Annotated in this window: 18 protein-coding genes and 1 pseudogene; 10 read left to right on the forward strand and 9 right to left on the reverse strand. The window is 62.2% G+C overall.

Going from position 1 to position 16,204, the window contains the following annotated elements; all coding sequences use genetic code 11:
* Positions 1-20 precede the first annotated feature (20 nt).
* On the forward strand, positions 21-458 hold the full coding sequence (locus tag ACP7CD_RS16890) for a hypothetical protein (RefSeq protein ID WP_426120698.1): 438 nt from the start codon (positions 21-23) through the stop codon (positions 456-458).
* Here ACP7CD_RS16890 and ACP7CD_RS16895 read toward each other — a convergent pair.
* The gene (locus ACP7CD_RS16895) at positions 455-1,915 is read right to left on the reverse strand and encodes a HEPN domain-containing protein (RefSeq protein WP_426120699.1); all 1,461 of its coding nucleotides are present in this window, start codon (positions 1,913-1,915) and stop codon (positions 455-457) included. The genes ACP7CD_RS16890 and ACP7CD_RS16895 overlap by 4 nt on opposite strands.
* Positions 1,916-2,252: 337 nt before the next feature.
* Between ACP7CD_RS16895 and ACP7CD_RS16900 the strand changes: the two genes are divergently transcribed.
* Both ACP7CD_RS16900 and ACP7CD_RS16905 read left to right on the forward strand, forming a co-directional pair.
* Positions 2,253-2,594 (forward strand): hypothetical protein, encoded by a 342-nt coding sequence (locus ACP7CD_RS16900; RefSeq protein WP_426120700.1) that lies wholly within the window; start codon positions 2,253-2,255, stop codon positions 2,592-2,594.
* 185 nt (positions 2,595-2,779) lie between these two features.
* Positions 2,780-3,097 (forward strand): annotated as a pseudogene (locus tag ACP7CD_RS16905) (cation:dicarboxylate symporter family transporter); the annotation flags it as partial.
* Between the two features lie 194 nt (positions 3,098-3,291).
* On the opposite strand, the gene ACP7CD_RS16910 reads toward ACP7CD_RS16905, so the two are convergent.
* Together ACP7CD_RS16910 and ACP7CD_RS16915 are read right to left on the reverse strand one after the other, a co-directional pair.
* Positions 3,292-4,578: a type II toxin-antitoxin system HipA family toxin gene (locus ACP7CD_RS16910; RefSeq protein WP_426120701.1), complete on the reverse strand. Its 1,287-nt coding sequence runs from the start codon at positions 4,576-4,578 to the stop codon at positions 3,292-3,294.
* Entirely contained in the window at positions 4,575-5,120 is a 546-nt protein-coding gene (locus tag ACP7CD_RS16915; protein ID WP_426120702.1) for a helix-turn-helix domain-containing protein, read from the reverse strand. The genes ACP7CD_RS16910 and ACP7CD_RS16915 overlap by 4 nt, the downstream gene beginning before the upstream one ends.
* A 1,208-nt stretch (positions 5,121-6,328) precedes the next feature.
* Between ACP7CD_RS16915 and ACP7CD_RS16920 the strand changes: the two genes are divergently transcribed.
* The gene (locus ACP7CD_RS16920; protein ID WP_426120703.1) at positions 6,329-6,961 is read left to right on the forward strand and encodes a recombinase family protein; all 633 of its coding nucleotides are present in this window, start codon (positions 6,329-6,331) and stop codon (positions 6,959-6,961) included.
* Positions 6,962-6,992: 31 nt separating this feature from the next.
* Here the strand turns inward: ACP7CD_RS16920 and ACP7CD_RS16925 are convergent, their stop codons facing one another.
* Positions 6,993-7,829, reverse strand: coding sequence for a hypothetical protein (locus ACP7CD_RS16925; RefSeq protein WP_426120704.1), 837 nt, complete (start codon positions 7,827-7,829; stop codon positions 6,993-6,995).
* A 109-nt stretch (positions 7,830-7,938) separates the two neighbouring features.
* The gene (locus ACP7CD_RS16930; protein ID WP_426120705.1) at positions 7,939-8,358 is read right to left on the reverse strand and encodes a hypothetical protein; all 420 of its coding nucleotides are present in this window, start codon (positions 8,356-8,358) and stop codon (positions 7,939-7,941) included.
* A gap of 382 nt (positions 8,359-8,740) precedes the next feature.
* Here ACP7CD_RS16930 and ACP7CD_RS16935 point away from each other — a divergent pair, with 382 nt between their 5' ends.
* Positions 8,741-9,088, forward strand: a complete 348-nt coding sequence (locus ACP7CD_RS16935) for a hypothetical protein (protein WP_426120706.1) — start codon at positions 8,741-8,743, stop codon at positions 9,086-9,088.
* 357 nt (positions 9,089-9,445) lie between these two features.
* Entirely contained in the window at positions 9,446-10,036 is a 591-nt protein-coding gene (locus ACP7CD_RS16940) for a recombinase family protein (RefSeq protein ID WP_426120708.1), read from the forward strand.
* A gap of 4 nt (positions 10,037-10,040) precedes the next feature.
* Here the strand turns inward: ACP7CD_RS16940 and ACP7CD_RS16945 are convergent, their stop codons facing one another.
* On the reverse strand, positions 10,041-10,628 hold the full coding sequence (locus tag ACP7CD_RS16945) for a recombinase family protein (RefSeq protein WP_424348318.1): 588 nt from the start codon (positions 10,626-10,628) through the stop codon (positions 10,041-10,043).
* Between the two features lie 631 nt (positions 10,629-11,259).
* Here ACP7CD_RS16945 and ACP7CD_RS16950 point away from each other — a divergent pair.
* Both ACP7CD_RS16950 and ACP7CD_RS16955 read left to right on the forward strand, forming a co-directional pair.
* The gene (locus ACP7CD_RS16950; RefSeq protein ID WP_426120709.1) at positions 11,260-11,490 is read left to right on the forward strand and encodes a hypothetical protein; all 231 of its coding nucleotides are present in this window, start codon (positions 11,260-11,262) and stop codon (positions 11,488-11,490) included.
* A 132-nt stretch (positions 11,491-11,622) separates the two neighbouring features.
* Positions 11,623-11,895 (forward strand): IS3 family transposase, encoded by a 273-nt coding sequence (locus ACP7CD_RS16955; protein ID WP_426120766.1) that lies wholly within the window; start codon positions 11,623-11,625, stop codon positions 11,893-11,895.
* An 831-nt stretch (positions 11,896-12,726) separates the two neighbouring features.
* On the opposite strand, the gene ACP7CD_RS16960 is transcribed toward ACP7CD_RS16955, so the two are convergent.
* Positions 12,727-13,167, reverse strand: a complete 441-nt coding sequence (locus ACP7CD_RS16960; protein ID WP_426120710.1) for a hypothetical protein — start codon at positions 13,165-13,167, stop codon at positions 12,727-12,729.
* Positions 13,168-13,713: 546 nt separating this feature from the next.
* Here ACP7CD_RS16960 and ACP7CD_RS16965 point away from each other — a divergent pair.
* Entirely contained in the window at positions 13,714-14,040 is a 327-nt protein-coding gene (locus tag ACP7CD_RS16965; RefSeq protein WP_426120711.1) for a hypothetical protein, read from the forward strand.
* Between the two features lie 230 nt (positions 14,041-14,270).
* The gene (locus ACP7CD_RS16970) at positions 14,271-15,071 is read left to right on the forward strand and encodes an alpha/beta fold hydrolase (RefSeq protein WP_426120712.1); all 801 of its coding nucleotides are present in this window, start codon (positions 14,271-14,273) and stop codon (positions 15,069-15,071) included.
* 86 nt (positions 15,072-15,157) lie between these two features.
* On the opposite strand, the gene ACP7CD_RS16975 is transcribed toward ACP7CD_RS16970, so the two are convergent.
* Complete coding sequence (locus ACP7CD_RS16975) at positions 15,158-15,601, reverse strand: hypothetical protein (protein ID WP_426120713.1); 444 nt, start codon at positions 15,599-15,601, stop codon at positions 15,158-15,160.
* Between the two features lie 82 nt (positions 15,602-15,683).
* Complete coding sequence (locus ACP7CD_RS16980; RefSeq protein ID WP_426120714.1) at positions 15,684-16,028, reverse strand: hypothetical protein; 345 nt, start codon at positions 16,026-16,028, stop codon at positions 15,684-15,686.
* Positions 16,029-16,204: the final 176 nt, after the last annotated feature.

Below are 16,204 nucleotides of genomic sequence, written 5' to 3' on the forward strand. Positions count from 1 at the left end.
ATCTCCGACGAGAGGTACCCATGACTCTCGACGCCTTGCTGAAGCTGCTTCCCAACACACCCTGGGTCACGCTACTGCTATTCATTGTAATTCTCTACTTGGTGATCGAGCGGGTCTTCAACTTCACCACAAGCATCTCTGACCGGCGCAGCGACCAGCAACTTTTAAACCAGGCGGAAAAGGCGGCCTCAATTTTGGAGAAACTGCCTGCCAATGATGAAGCGCGATTCGAACTGCTTGCCTATATCGCAGCGGGGCCTTACTACGAGAATTCCCCGTTGGGAGGGGGCGGGAATAATTTGCTGCCCGGAGCGCATGGAGCGATCCCCGGCTGCGGGGGACAATGCAGGGGAGGGTGCAGACGTGAACTTAGCCTACTGGAAATGGTCTCACCAATTTTCGCGTCTCAATTACTTCAGTCCACCCCCTTGGTTGCCATGCCCACACCGAATAACTAGTCGTCACCCATAGGAAGTCTCCGTGTTGGGTCGACCGCCAGCGCGTTGGGGGTGCGCCACAGCTGGTCCTCGGTGTCGAGGGGGTCGTAACCCAACTCACGGAGAAGAGTGGTATTCATCAGCATGATCATTAAATGAAATAATTCATGCAACTCTTCCTCGGCCGACGCTTCCAAAGCGCCAGCATGAGTTAACTCATTTCTGGCCCGGACAACTTTGGGTATCACGTCGTCAAATCGCAGTCGGTTGCGCAGCCGCGGTCCTGCGTTCTCAACTAGATCCTCCAGGCGTTCCCGCAAGGTTGGTGCATCGGCGTGGGACAATCTATTTCTTACGAATTCCCCGTAAGGTTCGCCCTCGACTGCCAACTTTATTTTTTGTTTGATGCGCTTAAAATCTTCTCTAGGGATATGAGGGGCAGGATTCAAAATGCCGTGCACCACTTCAAGTGAGCGGACAGCCCGATAAAAGCTTTCTTCGATAGTCATCTGCGCCCACATGTTTATTGACAAAAAGTCGAATAAAGCTGGCTTTAGATGATCGTATGACTCGAACCACTTCGACAGCAGTCGTGCAAGCTCTGCATCGTCCTGTGGGGCTCGACAAACCAACTGAGCTTCATGGGGCGCTTTCTGCGAGCCTGGGCGTGCCATCCAGGATGTGGAGCACCATTCGAACCATCCACCCCAGAGGGGCCCTCCGTGGCTATCCTGCGCCATTGTGTGTGAAGTTGGATCCTCCTCCATGCTTTGGTTCATTACGACACCCTCAGCGGAATCACCTGCCCCCACACAAAAGGTGAAAAATTGAAGTAGAGGAATTACGATCTTGGTCCATGCATCATCAATTTTAATATCCTCATCAAACTTGACATGAAATTCGGGAACGAATCGAATGTCTGAGCTGAACTGTGAACCCGATTCCATGATATGCCAGTTGAAGTCAATAGTTCCACCTGATATCTGTGCTGTAACTGGTGATTTGAGTTCGATCTGCCCGCCAGCCACACCTTCCTCATAAAGGCGCGTGTATATAGGTCGATGCCATGTCGTCCATGCGCGTAGCATGGGGGAACGAAAGCGCAGTTGCCGGATAGTAGTACGACCTCCTTGCGGCAATTGGGCGCCGACTATTAGCGCCCATCCACCCCACTCTTCGGCGGCGACTATCGGTGCAGCCCTGCTCTGATCTTCAAACCATGGTGCTATTTGTCCTTCGTAGTGACCGCGATCAATGGTAAGAAAAGTCCCATCGAATGCGCGTCCAAGTACCTGCTTGGGTCCGAACTGGGTCTGATCATGACCTAAAAGGGATCCACTGAGGTCAAGCAAAATTCCATTTTCCTGAGAAAAAGTCAGGCTTCCCGGAATAGGGTCCGGCTGATCTCTGGTGTGCCAGTGACCCCTGAAGGTCCTATCCATCTCAGGGTTTTCACTACTACGGATGCGAATGGCCATGCACGCATGGTGGCATCTGCAATCCTGCAGGGAACGTCGCCACGCGGGCCGGCATGCATTGATCGTCGAGACCCCTCGGCGATCGGGGCGACTGTGCCGCGCTACGAGCTTTGACCTCACCTGTGCGATCTAGTTCAAAGACGCAGCGAAGTATCGACGGGCTCAGTTTTCCCATGACAATTCGGCCCGTAACCCAAGGGTTGCTCGACGACTTGGCTGCAAGACGCGAGCCGGTACGAAGAAATGCTTGCTCTGACGCCGGCGTAGGGGCTTGACCTCATGGTGATGTCAGGGAATCTTGACAGTGTCAGGGTTTCATGACACTCCGGAGGCGGACGTGATCGAGCACGATGGAAAGCAAGGTGTGACGGCGCCGCACGCGGCGTGGGAGCTCGGGGCGGCCCTGGCTGTCCATTCCGTGCCGGTCGACGACCGTGACGGTGTGGCTGTAGCCCAGTTCCTGCGTATGGCTGCTGATGCGTGGGCGGCCGCGAAGACCGAGGAAGCCACCGACCGTGCTTTGGAGCGGGTGAGGTTCCTGCGCCTGCTTGAGCGCGGGGCCGGCGTGGCGCTCCACGATGCTGTGGATGATGCCCGGGGGAGCGGAGCATCCTGGGCCGGGGTTGGCTGGGCGCTGAACACCTCCCGGCAGAGCGCCTATGAACGGTTCACCGACTGACACTGCATCTAGTGGGGATCGTCGGTGGGTGAGACTAAGTCTTAGGAGCTTTCGGCGCGTTGCCTCGTCTCGCAGGTCATGGGATGCGGGACGTGCTGGTTGCGAGACAACGGTGTGACCGGTGCTGCTGGGGGCCGGCTGTGGATGAGGGAGGCTTCGTCATCGTGCACGGACTGCCCTGGCCGTCGCTGTTCGTGCAACTAAACGTCTCCAAGGGCATGGCAGGGATTCCACACTCGTCCTTCCTGGCCCTGTCGGCCACCGCCGCCACCCTGGGACTATTCCCGGTGGCCGGGGTGGCCCTGCTGTTGTGCGCCGACCGTCTCATGGACTCAATGCGGGTGGTGGTGCACCTGTTGGACAACTGTGTGGCCCCCTTCGTCGTCGCCCGATGGGAGGGCCAGCTCGACCACGCCCAGATGCGCGCAGTCTTCGCCGGCCAAGCGGAACAGCAACCCGCGCCCGCAGTCACGACTGTGGTCGCGGCTTTCGCCACGGCGTAGCCACCGCACAAGGCAGCCAACTCCTTCTCCGGACCATGGGCTACAGAAGGTGTCAGTAGTGGGAGCCAGCTTGAGAGTAGATCTAGAGGCCTAAGCGACCAACATCACTGAGTGCTGGTGGAATCGATAATTACTGCATCGACAACCCAGGTGGCCTGCGCCGGTTTTCTATAAAAGCAAATTTCAACCAACAGTTAATTTCCAAGCTGCGTGAGAGTGGCTTCGCATAAGTGACGAACGGGATTTAAGAGTCGATTCGGTAATTCACTATCCCCAATAGCCTCTTTTTCTTGTCGGATCACATGATCAAGGGCTTCAGGGATAATTTCTGCTAGGGACTTAACCCTTTCCAGTAACCAGTCTTCATTGACACGCGCCTCTTGGGCGAAGCGCAACCAGTGCCTTCGAGAAATTCTTCCAAATCGACGTTGTCCTCCGATTGCCATGGCTGCCCCTCTTAAGCCATCATCGTCGTTATATTTATATTCGTCGTGACTCTCACGTCTGTAAGGCAATCCAGAGGCCACATCATAAAAAGGAGCTAGGGCGGTGATTCCAGGAGCCAGAATTACGGAGTAATTTTTTGCGTGGGCATCAGGGGCACCAAGCAGATAATTGCCAATTAGTCCATCGATGAAACGATTAACTTCTTCTTCTGCGGCTTCCGCCTCACGTAAAACCTTAATGATAGTTAGGGCGTTGGGGCCTTTGTTTGATTCATATTTTCGATGTGGAAGAGTGGAAGTGGCTTGGCAAAAGTCTTCTTGATGGATTCTCCGCACTATTCCAGACTCGTCGCGATGGCGATCATATCGCTCAATCACGATAGCCGGGGATCCATCAAATTCAACGTATTGGGTGCGAGCGGTCGATAACCCGGCGATATCTAGCGTGTGCAGACAAAGATGCTCATTGAGTGCTTGGTCCTGAAAATCGTGAATGCCGGGCTTGATGATGTGGGTGGTAGGTTCGGCTCCAGATGCCTCGTACCACCTGCCCTTTTCCATACGTAAAGCAAATTTCGATTGTGCTCCCGCCAGTGACCATCGTTCGCGAGTCACAACCCAGGAGCCTTGCGGCTGGGCCCCCAAAGCTCGTAGCCGCCGACCGATTTCTACCTCGGTGTATGGCGTCAGGGCACCCTCGCCAGACAACGCATTGTCCAACTCGTCAGGGTGGACGAACTGCACGGCACCGGCACACTCGAGACCGATGTGCTCGAGTAAGGCAAAGGGATTAGTTGGGGATATTTCGAATTGCCGGCCCATGGCCTCACGCACTCCCGCCCCCTCTGGCAGTAGGCCTTCAATAAAAGGATTTGTCTTGCGCGGAGGGTAAGCATCTAGCCGGTATGGTAAAGCCAAGGAGAGTTCTCCTGCAATCGGTACGCCTTCTAGATACTGAAACGTCCGGGCGCCCCCTTTGCTTTGTTGTAGTACACCAATCAATTGTTGGTGAAGCAAAACAAGCAGTTCTTTCATTGATTTCCCTCCTTTTCGGTATGATCTTCATCGTCATGCCTAATATTTTCGAGTGCTTGGCGGGTTGCCGTTGCAGGGTCGAGGGCGGACCGCATGTCTTTCAGTGCTTGACGGGTTAATGCTGTGGGATCGAAGGCTGGCCGTATGTTCTCCAGTGCTTGGCGGGTTGCCGTTGCAGGGTCGAGGGCGGACCGCATGTCTTTCAGTGCTTGACGGGTTAATGCTGTGGGATCGAAGGCTGGCCGTATATTTTCCAGTGCTTGGCGCGTCATCTCACTAAGAGGTTGGGTGGCGTTGTTGGATGTGCGGGGCAACTCTTCAGAGAGGGGTTGCAGGAGAATTGACATTTTCAGCACTCGTAGAACGTCCAGTATTTTTCCTAGTTCCGCACGAGGGCGCGAGCCTTGTTCAATACCAATCAACCACTCACGGGACACTTCCGCCTGTTTGGCGAGCTCCGCTTGAGTGAGGCCAGCTGCTCGGCGTGCGTCGTGGATGGCAGCTCCCAGTTGACGAGCGGAGGCGATAGATCTTTCCGTCATGATGTGAACGTACCATCACACACGGTCTATGTTAATGAACGTCAACTTTTGAAGAGGAGCTTGGGCGTACACATAGGGTGTGAAGGCTCCACGCTCCTGCAGCCAAAAGGGCTCCTCAACTTCTTCCAAGATCGCACAAGGTTGGGTTCGCACTCAGGGGGTAAGGGTGGCTAGGTGCGATGGGATGAGACAGATGTGGCCATGCTGCGATGTGAACAAGCATTTACACGTGTATATGTGGATGCTTGTTCACACCCTAGGTGTGAAGGTTCGTAGACATCTGCAAAGGTGTACTCCGTGTCTCCTAAGCCATGGGTTATGAGGCGTTTTGGTTGCAAGACAGATCGGTGGTCCGCGCTGCGGGGTCGGCGGGACCTTGTTGGGCCTCGACAGGCTGGGGGAGTAGGCATGTCCCGGTGTTGGGGCACATGGTGGGGGAGCTTATTGCGTACTCAAGGGGGCGCCGTGGAGGTGTGACGGAAGCGCCCCCGCCTTCTTTCTGGCGGGGGCGCTTCGCTGCGCCATGGGCGCATGGCTGACCGCGGTCGGACTGGATGTCGAGCGTGTCCCCCCGGAGACGCTTCGCGACCTGTCGTCGAGCCCCCCGGCTCGACGGGTCTAGCCGTTTACCAGCCAACTCTTGAGTAAGTTGGGATGGTAGTCGGCGTCTCACATGTTGGACAGTGCGGAAGCGCCGCTACCTCGCAGGGATGGAGGTGCGTCCGTCCGAGGCATCGGGGGTCGCCTGCTGGTCCACCTGGAGGATCACTCCGTGCCTGCCGTGACGAAACGCCCCGCCCGGGAGAGGGCAGGGCGTTTCGCTGTGCTGGTGAGTGGTCCAGCGTAGACGGGCAATTCATCAGTCGTTCAACGGCGGCCCCGGCGATAGAGGGCGACGCCGGCAACGCCCATAGCGACGCTGTCCCCTGGCAGTTATGGGCACTGCGCTGCTTCCCATTCGTGGTTGCTGATGCCTGGACTCGGCATTCGACAGCGCAGCGGGTGCTGATGTCCTGTATGCGTTTATATCCCAGGATGCGAGACATCACCTTGGGATTGAGGTGGCCGTCCCACTTCCTTGGTACTGGGACTCTCGGCCTTGGGATCCACGTTCGGGGACTATGGATATCGATTCGAGTACCAGAAGTTAGGTTCATAAAATAGTCCCGTCTAGGCCGTACGGAATCGACTTCCGGTACGCTGAGCCCATGGAATTGGGCTATGCGCGGGTTTCGACGGCGAAACAGGACCTCGATCGGCAGATCGATGCCCTGCGGCAGGTCGGCATCGCGGCGGAGCGGATCTATGTGGACAAGAAGTCCGGGGCCACCACGGAGCGTCCCGGGCTGACCGCGGCCCTGGCCTACGCCCGGGACGGGGATGTGATCGTGGTGCACACCTTGGACCGGCTGGGGCGCACGGTGCGTGACACCTTGAACCTGATCCACGATCTGGCCGAGCGGGGGGTGGGGGTGCGGAACCTGGCGGATCCGATCAAGGTGGACTCCACGAACCCGAACGATCCGATGGCGCAGCTAGCGGTCGTGTTGCTGGCTTTGTTCGGGCAGATGGAACGCACCTACACCCTCGAGCGGGCCGCCCACGCGAGGGCGGTGGCCACCGCGAAGGGTCGGCGGATCGGGCGGCCTTCGGTGGTGGATGCGGACAAGCTGGCCTATGCGGTGCATCTGCGCGAGTCCGGGCACACGATGGCGCAGATCGTGGCGAAAACCGGGATCACCCGCACCACCCTCTACCGCCAACTCCCACCCCGGCCGGCCGAGCCGGTGACAGTAGAGCCGATCACGGCCGCCGAAGCCGAGCAGGGCCCGGCGGACTGATCCGGTCGCGGCATCGGCGGGTAGTCGGCGGTCAGTGGCCGGTGTGGAGGTTGCGTTCCAGCCACAGGGTCAGCCATAGCTTCAGGCGGGTCTCGTTCCAGTCCGGGGCGTCGATCACCAGGGCGTCGGCCCCGTAGCGGTAGATCGAGGCGACCCCGTCACGGTCGGCGAGCTCGGTGATCAGCCGCTCCACCAACCCGGGGTGTGCCTGGGGGAGGTCGGCGCGCAGGCCGACGTCGAAGCAGTCCACCTCGGCCACCACCGTGAGCAGCGGCTCCTCCGTGATTGCGGCCACCGGGCCTTGTCCGCGCAGGGCGGTGATCGTGCGCCGGGTGTACTCGGCCATCTCGGTGCCGCTCATCGGGTCGCGGCCGTGGGCGGACTGGTAGGCGCTGTAGAGCGGCATGGCCGGCAGGAAGATCTGGTGGTGGTCGGCGACCAGCACGGGGTAACCGGTCATGGGGTAGTGCTCCAGACGGTGCTCCCCGACCTCCCACCGCGCCTGGGGCACCGCGGTGGTGAGGACGACGGCCAGGTAGGAGGTGAACCCGTCCACCAGGGCCAGTGTGGCGGCCGGGGGGTGCGGGTCCACGAGCATTCCGTGCCGGGCCCAGCTGGGCCAGGCCGGGCGGGTCGGGTCCTCCTCCAGGGGGTACGGGGCCACCCCGTGGGCGGCGACCCGGGTGGAGATCCACTCCCACACCGGGGCCACGGAGGCCGGGGAGCCGTCGAGCAGGCGGCGGGGGGCCGCGTGGGCGGTGAGGATGGTCCGCAGGCGGGTCAGGGACGGGCTGCGTTCGGCGAGGAACTCCTCCAGGGCCTCAGTAGCCTGGGCGGCGGTCATCTCCTCGTACAGCGGCCCGATCACGGCAGTGCCACCCCGGGGTCCTCCCGATCAGCAGCTGCGATATCGAGGTGGCCACGGCGGCGGGAATCGTCCGGGCCCAGTGGCCGGGTGACCCGGGACAGGGGCAGGTTCACCGGCCCACGTCCTGGAGGTCATCGAGCAGCCACTCCGACAGCTGCCCGGCCGGGACCACGGTCGTAGCCGCACGCAGCTGCCGGGCCTCTTCCGGCGACAGGGGCGCCTCGGTGGTGTCGGCGGCCTCGGTGCCGTGCACGAGGCCGGCGGTGGCGTAACCGGCGGCCAGGGCGGCCCGCCAGGTGGGGTGGCGGTCGTAGCAGGGGTGGTGCGGGTCGGGGCTGCTCGCCTCCAGCCACCGCGCCGAGGTGGGGTGGCTGCCGGTGAGGGGCATGGTGCGCTGGTGCAACGGCCAGGTGACATCGGCCCAGCGCCCGGCGGGGGTGGCCACCATGGGGTAGTAGGTGGCGATCCAGTGGGTGGGGGAGTGCGGGTACAGCTCAACGGCGAGTGTCCCGGGAACAGCAGTGTCCATGCCGGCTTTCTGATTGCTGGTGAAGAATCACGTCGCGAAAGCGGCCAGGGGGTGAACCCCACTGCGGACGAAGACGAAACCCAAGGGCAATGATCCACGGTAGACGCACCACGGACACCGAGGAAAGCACACTGATCATTGTGACGTGGGGGAACTCCCGAACCACGCGGGGTGCGAGGCATCACCCCGCTGTTCATCCACCGGGCTCCGGGGTGCTGCTGTCTCGGCGGCAGGTGAACAGCCGATGACAGGTTTGACAGCCTGCTTCTCTGATCCGGTGGAAGTCTCTAGCCTGGAAGCGGACAGCGTCGTCGAGAACTCCCACCGGCACCGGGGCTCATTGGAGCCCCTGGTGCACTCGACCACCTGAAGGACCGCTGCCATGAGTGTCTGTGATCTACCCCCCGTCCTCCCGGGCACCGGGCCCGCGCCGGTCTCACCGGGCATCGGCATCGGCCTGGTCTTCGAACCGATGCCCTGGGTCGATGTTTCCCAGCTCTGCCGTTACCGGATGCGCGTGGATCGGCCGGGGCTGAATCTGCGTGCCGGGGAGACGGTGCTGTGCGCCCCCTACGCACCCGCCCAGCTGGGCATGGTCGTGCTGGTGCATTGCGAGACCGACGGGCACGCCCCCGGCGCTCTCATCTCGACCGGCGATCTGGACTATCTCGAACCCGCCCCCGAACCGGTGGTCCTGGGCGGATGGGACAAACCCGGCACCCGCTGCTGACGCCCGGCCCGGATGACCCCGGCGATGAACGCAGCGCAGTCGCCATGCGCGGTGTGAGCCTGACCCACCCAACGCTCCGCGGGCCGGCCGACTGCCTCCTACCCAAGGTCCTTTCCGCCCAGCGCCACCCGCGACGCCGATGAGCGATGTGCCGAGTAGACGCTGGGCTGACAACCACGGAAACAGACTGAGTGAGGTGACATAGAGCCGATCTCCAAGCCAAGGGATGCGAGACGTCTCGTCGGAAAAATTTGCACCCGCATGATTCCGCGGATCGGCCTGTCTCGCATCCTTGTGCTTTATCCATGCCCCTAGAATCGGATACTCAACGTGAGTTGCGAGACAGATGGGATGGACATGGGGAAGCTGATCGGGTATGCGCGCGTCTCGACGCGCCAGCAGGACGCAGACCGCCAAGTGTCTGACCTGTTGCAGGCTGGCGTGCGGCGCGATGACATCTATGTCGACAGTGGAGTGTCTGGATCTCGTGCGTCGCGCCCGCAGTTCGACCGGGCGGTCGCTGCGCTCGAGGAGGGTGACACGCTTGTCATCACGACGCTGGACCGTCTGGGGCGGTCGACGCAGAACATGCTGACCTTCGCCGAGGCGTTGCGGGGCCGAGGTGCCGGGCTGCGGGTACTCAACCTCGGCGGGGGAGACGTGGACACCGCGACCCCGATGGGCTCGATGGTCTTTACCGTCATGGCGGCCCTGGCGCAGATGGAGCTGGAGATCAAGCGGGAACGGATCACCGACTCGGTCGCCAAACGCCGGGCCGCCGGCAAGGACCTCGGTGGGCGGCGCCAGACCTTCACCGACTCCCAGATCCGCAACGCCCTGCGGCTGATCGAGTCCGGGGAGCCGGCCACCCAGGTCGCCCGCGACCTCGGCATGTCCCGAGCGACGCTGTATCGGCGGATTCGGGAGCTGCCCGCCACGGTGGTGTGATGCTTTAGCTGGTGCGCTTGGCCAGCTCTCGCTGGATCGTGCGGTACACCGTGGAGCGGGCCACCCCGAACAACTCCGCCAGCTCCGCCTGGGTGTGCTCACCCTTCTCGTGCAGGGACATCAGGTGCCGGCGCTGCAGCACGGAGAGCTTCGGCTGCCGCCCGCGCAGCCGGCCCTTGGCCCGAGCAATGGCCATGCCCTCGCGGGTGCGCATCCGGATCAAGTCGGATTCGAACTCCGCCACCATGCTCAGCACATTGAACAGCAACCGCCCCACCGGATCGGTGGGGTCGTACTCGCTGCCACCGAGCGAGAGGGTCACTCCTCGGCCGGTGAGCTCATCGGCGATGTCGCGGGCATCGGGCAGGGAGCGGGCGAGGCGGTCCAGTTTGGTGACCACCAGCGTGTCCCCGGGCCAGCAGGCGGCCATCGCCTCGCGCAGTCCCGGGCGGGACCGGTGCGCCCCGGTCAGGCCGTGGTCGACGTAGATCCGTTCCTCGGCCACGCCCAGGCGTTGCAGGGCTTCACGCTGGACGGTGAGGTCCTGCTCGATGGTGGAGACCCGGGCGTAGCCGATCCTCTTCCCACTCACCCCTCAAGTGTTGCGCATGCCGTACCTGAGCGGGCACCCCCTTACGGGCGGGGCATACGGGCATCAACCCCACCCGGTTTCCTGCCTCCAAATCGTGATGTAGGCCCACAGCGGGAGGGGTCCCTCTTCCGTGCGTCACGAGGCGCCGAAACTAAGCCATGCTTCCCATGGTCGGGCGCTTTTTTGCAATGCCTGTCATCCCGGTTACCTGAGTGTCGGGCTCACGTGCCATCGAATGGTCGATATCGCTTTACGACTGCGTCGATGGGTTTTGGGGTTCGGGAAGAACAGCAGTGGGGCCATGCCCAGGCCGGTAATCCATGCCCCTAGGGGGAAAACTGTCGTTGGACCCCAGCAGCCCCACGTACCAAGCCGCCCCAGTCCTGAGTCCCCATACGGTGACTAGCCCATCCCAATGCAGCTTCCGTGCCAAGAGGATGAGTCCGGCCAGTATTAGGGCCGCACCAGCGATCAAGATCCAGTCGTGTGCGTTCGCCTGGGGAAACTGAATCAAGCCAAACACTAGAAGACCCGCAGCTGATACGCCGTAGACCCACCGGGTTGAAATCTGAAGTGACTTCAATCCGTCGGACTCCTTCAGGTTTGGCAGGAGTCAGAGGAGGAGGCCCTGATGGATCGAGTGAGCAATTACCCACCGAAGTTCCGCGATCAGGCCGGTGTGCTGGTGTTGAAAGGCAACATTGGGGTGCGCGACGTCGTCCGGGCACTGGTCAGCAGATATAAGACGCTGGGGGACTGGGTGACGAATGCCCGCCGGGGTCGTGCTGCCGGCCCAGCTGCCTTGAGCAGCGATGAGCGGCTCGAGCTGGCCCGGTTGCGGCGAAAGGTCACGGAGCTCTAGGTGGAGAAGGGGGTCCACTTAATAGCCGCGGCCGTTATCGTCTGAGGACAGTCGATCGGCTCCCTGGCGGAACCGTTGGAGATCATTGATGCTTCAGGAGACCGCTACGGGATCCGTCGGCTGTGACGGGTACTGGGCGTCTCGAAGACGGTCTACTCCGGACACCGAGGACGCGACGAAGGCGCCTCGCCAAGTGACTGGTCTGACGCGGGCGATGCCCAAACAGCCCGTTCAACCGGGGCCGAGCAGTGCCGCGTCTACGGTGCTCGCCGACTCACTGCGGAGCTACGCCACCGCGGGCACCGGTGGAATCGCAAGAAAGTGGCTCGGCTGATGCGCGTGGCAGGCGTCGAGGGCATCCATCCGCGCCACCGCAGCAAGTACGGCAGAATACATTGTTTCTAATAGATAAAAATTGAAGCTATCGCGGTAACTAATAATAGTATTGCTCCCAGAAGAAGGAGAGGTGAGTATTTCTTGAATATACCCAATACTTCGTCAGTGGTTGCACTCCTGTCAAAAGACTGCAAGTAATGTACTGTTGATTCCGTGGGGCCCCAACCTCGATTAAACGTAAGAAATGCCAATAAGTATACTAAAAATCCTCCGGACAGGACCCATGTAGACTCATTGTTGTCACCCTGCCATTCAGTTCCGGCGAAAACGAAGATCAAGGCTGCAATTGCAATTAGAAGAAATGTGCCAAACGTTAATAATGTAAAATGCTTTGCATTCATATAATTCTCGCATTCTGATTTTTAAGTTGTTAGATGTTGTGAATTCAGGTGCTATGCCGAAAGCAAGAGCACCTAGACCGGCTGATCCTTGGAGGCCTGATCTGCCTCCGCCACCAGTTGTTAGAAAAGTCATTTGTTGCCTGCGACTCGGCTCCCGAAGTTTGCCCACCTTTTTTGCAATGTAAAAGTCTTATTCCGTCAGCCAGAAAGCGAAAGCGCCGATCAGAACGAGCACGGCAGAGGCGAAGTAGAAGTAGGACATACCTATCAAGCTTCGACGCTCCCTCACGGTTAGTCGTCCATTGTCAGCTGATGGGTCTTGCTTTTGTATCTGTTCCTGTCTATCAGTGGAGGCATTCCAGCACTAGCCACATGTTTGCGGACGCAAGCGGCTTGCCGCGAGCTGCGTTGCAGCTGGGGTTCCCCTGTGGCGGGGGCCTGCCATAGATCGCCCACGGCAACGGTCCCGGGGTCGGCCCCCGGTCGGTGCTGGTGGTGATCAGTTGGGGCGGTGCCAGAGGTTCTCGGCCTGCTGTTCCCAGCCGTTCTCTTCGAGGGTGTCGGTCGAGGGATCGTCGCTGACGAGGGCGACCTCCTGCTTGGGCACTCCACCGGAGAGCCCGACGACTATGTCGCTTTGGATGGTGGAGCATCCGCTGAGCCAGTCGTCGGAGGTGGCACCGACCTGGATCAGGCACACGCCTTGATCGCCGTCCGAGGCCTGCCTGGCCGCGAAGTAGGAGTAGTTGTCGATCTCGCCCAGGTAGCGGGCGGAGTCGTCGGCGAACTGCTCATGGGTCTGGATGACGTCCGGCACCGGTTGGGTGGAGGACTCGGAGTCGAGAACAGCGAGTCCGTGACTGGTGGAGGCACAGGCCGAGGCTGCCAGGACGACCCCGAGCGCCATGCCTGCTGTGTGGAAGCTCTTCGTGCCCATCATGAGACGTCTCCTCTGCTCTACCGAGCCTCTGGGGCTACCCCGGGTGGCCGCCTCCTGCTCAGTGCGTCCTTGCGTGCTCACTTCATCGTGGTCTACGCCACATTACCGGGGCGTCGCGAAAGCAACAGGCCCATTAACCACCGGGTCATCAACGTGCTCGGCATTCAGAGTGGAGCCAAGTCGCCGGGAAGTTGGCAGGGGTTAGCCGGGCAAGAGGCCAATGGCCAGGCCGTCATGGGTGGCACGTGGAGTGCCGGTGGTTAGGAGAAGTGTTTTATGCTCGCCGCTGGCGGCACGGTGTTTGTGCCGGCGAGCTGTCCTCGGTCGCCCAAGATCCTTCCCAGGGGCATCGCTGACCCTTCCTCGACGTCCGGACTACCAGGGACAGACCATTCGGACATTGCATTAGGGGTTGCGTTGAGACTTCCGTCTGCGCTGGGGGAAGTCGAGCAACGCCTGGGTGGCGGGGTTCTGGTTGGTGGGGACCATAAGCTGAGCTCCAGACCGATCTCTCCCCACATCCAGACGCTTGAGAACGGATGACCCATGAAGACCACACGCCTTCCCGTACTGTCTCTCGGCGCTGTCCTGGCCCTGGCAGCACCTGCTGCCGCCTCGGCTACCCCCGCACTGGCCCCCACGAGCTCTGTCGGCACATCTACTACGGCCAAGGCGGCCGATCAGCAGGCCCGGGACAGGCTCAACGAGCTGGCCACCACCCAAACTCAGGCCCAGATCCAGGGGGTCCTCGACTCGGGCCAGTCGGCCGAGGTGCTCTACGACGTGGAGACCGGGACGTACCTGGCGGCCTACATCACCGGTCCGGCCGTTCCGGAGTTGTCCTTGGATCCGTTCACCGCTCCTGCTGAGTGAAGCAGTAAGGTTCCCTCCGCTGGGCGCAGTCGGAGGGTATGGCGAGACTCCGGGGTCTACTTCCTGCCCTTCTCTCGCCCTCTCAGACGAGACCCGTGAGTACTCCTTACCGACAGGTCGGCCATACTGTGGGGCGACTCTATCGGAGACCTCCATGGGCGCGGATCCCATGAAAGCGATGTTGCAGTAGGAGTTCCGTTTTGCAACGGTTACTGAGGAGAATCGAAAAAGTGAAACTTACGCGCGCGACGGTGGAGCGGCCCGGGGCGCGGATCAGTTATCTGGACACCGGCGGTGCGGCCCCGGTGGTGGTGTTCCTGCACGGGCTGGCCGGCAGCGCCGGGGAGCTCGTGCCCTCGGCCCGGGCGCTGTGGCCCGAGCACCGGTGCGTGCTGGTGGACCAGCGCGGACACGGGCACAGCACCCGGGTGCCGGCCGACACCGGGCGACAGGCCTTCGTCGGCGACGTCGTCGCGGTGTCCGATGTGGTGGCACCCGGTGAGCCGGTGGTGCTGGTGGGCCAGTCCATGGGAGCGCACACCGCGGTACTCACCGCCGCCGCCCACCCGCAGCGGGTGGCCGGTCTGGTGCTGCTGGAAGCCGATGTGCACGGCGGGGACCCGCACGAAGCAGCCGCGGTGGGGAAGTTCTTCCGCTCCTGGCCGGTCCCCTTCGCCTCCCGGGCCGAGGCCGCCGATGTTCTCGGGGCGAGCCCTCTGGCCCGGGCGTGGGCGGCGGATCTGGAACCCACTGATCAAGGCTATCGGCCCCGGTTCGACCCGGCCGTCATGGAGGCCGTGCTGCAGGCGGTGCACGTGCCAAGGTGGGCCGAGTGGGCTGCGGTGAGAGCCCCGACCACGGTCGTCTTCGCCGCGGAGTCGATGTTCGCCCCCGCCCGGCAGGACGCCTTCGTCGCCGCCCGTGCGGGCACCCGACGGGTCGATCTGTCCAGTGGGTCCCATGATGCTCACCTGGACGCCGCCGAGGAGTGGGCCGCCGTGCTGCGCGAGGCGCTGCGGAGCATGTCCTGATACGGACGCGCCGGTCGGAGGCCAACGCCCCGGCAGCACCGGTGGCAGTAGGGATTTCGATCTCGGAGCGGCGTAAGGGGGCAGAATCAGCGGCGGCCGCGGCCCCGGCCGCCTGAGCGGCGGCGTTTGGGGGAGTCGGACTGGTGCTGGCGCCCGGTGTGGTTGGAGGGGCCCGCCGGTTCCGGGTCGAGTAGGTACTCGGCCCCGGCCAGCAGCGTGGCGGCGGCCAGCAGCACCCCGCCGTCGTTGCCCAGCAAGAAGTCCGAGTCCAGCACGAAGGTGGAACGCTTCGCGGTCAGGTCGTTGGTGATCCCGACGGTGAACTCGGTGGCCGCCGCAGTGGCTGGGACGGTCGCCACGCGTTCCACCGCGGTGACCTCCACCTCGGGTAACTCCTGATCGGTGAGCCGGTACTCCTCCAGCACCTGCTGCCCCAGGGTCAGCAGCGCGCAGATCAACGTGTCCGTGCTGAGCGGTGCCTCGTCCGGGACGGCGACGGCCAGGCTCGCGCGGGTACCGGCGGTAGTCATCTCACGACTTCTCATGCTCCAGGCGGCGCAGTGGGGGTTGCTCTTGTGGCTCGACTGGGCTCGAGGGAGTGTGCGGCGTCGGTCAGGTGAGTGGTGGTAACGCTGCTCTCAGATGAGGAGCGATGTGGGTCAGGCGTGCCAGGTAGCCGCAGACCTCTAGCTCGTGCAGGGCAGTTGGGATCCGGATCTTGGGGGTGCTGGCGCGGGCGGCGAGGTTGGCCAGGGCCAGGGTGTCTGCCGGATGGGTGCGAGTTACGGCGCGCAGCACGCGGCGGGCGTCCGGGCTGAGGCGGGCATCGGTGCCGGCCTCAGTAGCCAGAGCGTCCAAGGCCGGGCGCAGAGCAACAAAAAAGGCCGAACGGTCCCGGGGAGTCAGCAGAGTCGCGTCCTGGCCGGTGTTCGCCCCGGCCCCCGGTGTTCCGTCCATGTATTACTCCTACGAAATCGTGGTGTGCCGACGGGAAACCCACACCGTCGCCGATGCGTCCACGTGGCCACGGGCACCCCCAAGGGCCGCTGGACGTTGACTGTGCTCCGAGCGGCCAGTGGGCGCCCTTGCTGGGCGCCAGACCGGGGTGGTGTGAGGGCCGTCGACCTGGTGGC

The organism is Kocuria sp. LHG3120 (genome assembly GCF_049897445.1).
GTDB classification, from domain to species: Bacteria; Actinomycetota; Actinomycetes; order Actinomycetales; family Micrococcaceae; genus Kocuria; species Kocuria rosea.